The organism is Methanospirillum sp. (assembly GCF_035560735.1).
Lineage (GTDB): Archaea > Halobacteriota > Methanomicrobia > Methanomicrobiales > Methanospirillaceae > Methanospirillum.
In genome coordinates, this window is sequence record NZ_DATMYY010000134.1 from 1 (window position 1) to 3,654 (window position 3,654).

3 protein-coding genes are annotated in these 3,654 nt (G+C 44.0%); all 3 read right to left on the reverse strand.

The genetic code is table 11. The annotated features are described in order from the left end of the window. Positions 1–1,285: Ni-sirohydrochlorin a,c-diamide synthase (cfbB, locus tag VN429_RS04125; protein ID WP_325630091.1), on the reverse strand; the 1,285-nt coding region annotated here is incomplete at its 3' end. Further along, a complete protein-coding gene (cfbD, locus tag VN429_RS04130) occupies positions 1,282–2,346 on the reverse strand; it encodes a Ni-sirohydrochlorin a,c-diamide reductive cyclase catalytic subunit (protein WP_325630093.1) in 1,065 nt (354 codons plus the stop codon). The genes cfbD and cfbB, both read right to left, overlap by 4 nt. A 3-nt stretch (positions 2,347–2,349) precedes the next feature. Then, positions 2,350–3,597: a coenzyme F430 synthase gene (cfbE, locus tag VN429_RS04135; protein ID WP_325630095.1), complete on the reverse strand. Its 1,248-nt coding sequence runs from the start codon at positions 3,595–3,597 to the stop codon at positions 2,350–2,352. Positions 3,598–3,654 lie beyond the last annotated feature (57 nt).

Consider the following 3,654-nt stretch of genomic DNA (forward strand, 5'->3'; position numbering starts at 1 on the left):
ATACACCATCTAGTGAGCCGTTTATCCCGACTCCTCTCTCAAGATGATATCCATATTGTACATCCCCATTCATTTGTACATCTGAATAATGGAACTCATGGCCTTTGAACTGATGATCACCAAATGGAGTATTTGCAGAACTTGTTCCAATTACATACCTGACTATACGCCTGGAAGGAATTGAAGAAAATCCGGAAAAGACACCGCACATCTGAAATTCGTCACCAGCCGAGAGATCATTCCAATCGCTTGAAAACCGGATGGAATCACAGAGGTACATCAGGCCTCCGCATTCACCATATATGGGCATACCCTTTGATGAAGCATCCTTGATTCCCTCTCTCATTCTGACATTTTCTTCGAGTTCTTTTCCAAAGTATTCAGGATATCCTCCACCAATAATTATCCCGTCAACATCAGGAAATGAATCATGAATTGGTGAAAATGGTATGACTTCTGCACCGTTTGATTCAAGTATAGCAAAAATGTCGCCATAATAAAAATTGAAAGCGCTATCAAGTGCAACCCCGATTCTGATATCCTTTTTTTCAGGGTGACTAAAAATTGTGCCATTATATGGGGGATTATCCCGCTCATCAGCTAGACGAAGAAGGGCATCGATATCGATCTGTTTTCCGACAGACTCTATCATCTCATTAATCTGGGAGAGAAATTCGCTGTTCGGAGAACCTTCAAGAAATGGTACTAATCCAAGATGGCGCATTTTCAAAGGTGGAGTATCGAGACGTGGTATTGCCCCGATTACAGAAATTCCACAATAATGCTCGATTGCTTCAGTTGCTTTCCTGATGTGACTCTCGCCTCTGACATTATTCAGAATTACACCGGCGATTGTAATCTCCGGATCAAATGCTGTAAAGCCTTTGAGTAATGCTGCTGCACTTCTTGTTATACTCCGGGAATCAATGACAAGGATAACCGGGATCTTCAGAAGTTTTGCTATAGATGCCGTTGATCCAATATCAGATAGTGATTCAGCCCCTTCGTATAATCCTCTGACTCCTTCAATCAGGGCAATATCAGTTTCCATGACTGAGCAGGCATGAGAAAAGATCTCCCTGTTTTCTTCAGGTGTCAGCACAAATGTGTCCAGGTTCAGACAATGTCTCCCGGTAACAGCTGAAAGGTAGGATGGATCAATATAGTCCATCCCGACCTTGAAGCACTGGACGTTATATTTTTTGGAGAGGAGTGCTGACAGGGCTACGGATATACTGGTCTTCCCTGCTCCCGATCTGTCACCTGATATCAGGAAGGTCTTCATACAAGACTCCGGAGCACTGCTCCGAACTCACTTTCTACAATTGAAGTAACCCCGAGAGTCCGGGGATGCAGATCGACTTCAACCATTACATGGGCATGACCTTGTTCTTTCAATGGGCCTACCTGACGTGGGCCGTTGGTTACCGAGAAACATTCTACCCTTTCAAGGTAGTGAGCCGGAATAGCATGAGGAACTCCAACAATCAGAGCAAAATCAGGTTTTATATTCTGTATCCATGACCCGAGTTGATCTCCTGTTGCTCCATACTCATCAAGTGCACCCTGTGATGTGAAAGATAAACCCCTATTGATGAGTTCGGTTGATATTCTATCAGCATCTCGCTGTACCTTAGGCAGACCTTTCATCTCGAGATTTGCTGAATAGATAACATGAGCGTCAGGAGCAGCATCATGAAGGCCGAGGAGAATATCTGCAAACATGTATGCCGTCTCCTTCTTGGCATTCATTATTGCAACTCCGGTTTTACCTTCACGAATAAGATCCATGAGCCTGGTTGCTGCAACATGTTTCAGGTCTCCTCGTGATGGCGTGATATAACTCTTCATCGCTGCCCCACGTAGCCGCTCTACCTCGTTTGCTTTTTTCAGAAGATCCTTCTGCCTTAAGAGTTCCTCATCACTTATCCAGCCTGCCCTGTTTGCCGGTACAAGCGTAGCAATAACCCCGTCAATATTTTCAGGAAAACCTGCATGAATGTCTACCGCAATTGTTTCTGTTGCCAGGTCAGCCATTTCTATAGCAGCTTCAAGATCTTCACCAATTATCAGAGAGACGCATGTTCCCACAACCGCCATTCTTGATGGAGTAAATTCTTTTTCAGCATAATTGAGTACTTCAATAAGCCGATCCTGTCCGCCGAAGACAAATTCATTTTCAGATAATGAGGTTGTCAGAACCCTCATACCATCCTCTTCGAGGAGTCGTGCATGCTTAAATGAGCAACCCGAAGGGCCATGCAGAACAGAGACGGTGACTCCCAGATCCCGGGCAGTATACAAAGCTGCTACAATTGAACTCGGTCGTGGCTGCATATATTTCATAAATTACCTCCAGGTTTTTACTGATACAACGATCGGGCAGGAAGGCATCTGTTTTGCAATATGCATTCCTTCAGGTATTGAATGTGATATTGTAATTGGAATTGTCTGTTTTTTACATGCATCTGATATTGTACTGGTATCCATCCGGTCATCACCAGCTACAAGAATGACCTGGTTTGGATGTTCTTTGTTGATCACACCAATGATCTCCTCATCAGAAAAATTTTCACACACAGCTCTTGCTTCCTGACCTATGATCAATGTATATTGAAAATTTTCATCGTGTGAATTTCTGAGTAGGGATATTGCATCACACGTAGTCTTCAGGCATGCCCCGGTGCTGGCATTATCTATGATCATTCTCCCATCAATTTTTTCGATCTTCATCCGGCCGGGAAGTGATGGAAAATTTTGTAGTCCCTCCGGGTTGTATCCAAGGATTAGAGCAGCTGCTGTTGCCAGCTGCAGTGGGACCCGGTATCCTTCCAATGTTAAGAGGAGGTTTTCATATGAACCTTCGATCCCGTTAAAGGAGTACATACACGTTGTTCCACAAACTCTGGCAACATCGCCAGCATTGATTACTGAATCATGAACAAAGGAGACGTCCGGTGCCACCAGGACTTTTTTACATGAAAGTGCACTCAGATGCTTGAGTGTTCGTGCACTCAGTTTTCCTGCAGCGACCTGGTAATCTTCATGTGATGTCAGGATAGCAATATCGCAAAGCCCGGTAAACCCAAGTGAAATTTCTGCTATGCACCATTCATTTTCTTTTAAAAGATCTTTAACCGGGATGAGTGAGGCAGGTGTTATACTCATCCGGGTGATATATTCCTCCTCCGGGTACCGATAGATTCCCCTGGATGAATGAAGGATCCCACTTCCCTGCATAATCGAAGCAAGGGCTGTTGCGGTTGTTGTTTTTCCTCTTGCCCCTGAAACCTCAATCCAAAAACCGCATTGTAAAAAATTTTGCTGGATTTGAGAATGTAAGATCCATCTGACCGCTTCGTGATGAGTGATTGATGGACAAGCAATTGATCTCAAAATTGGGTTTGCGGGATCCAGATGAACCGGGTGAATAAGGAGATCATAGGTTTTCGATATGGCAGTTTCACCAGGTATACTTCCCTGACATGTAAGATCTCCTCTATATACATCAACAAGATCTACAGCATGACCCATATCACGCAGGGCATCACCTAGTATAATCCCGCCATGAATGGTGTCAAGGATTAAAATATTCATAAAAAAGATTAGAGGTTAGAAAGTGCCTGACTGGCATTCTCTGCCATCAGATCAGCA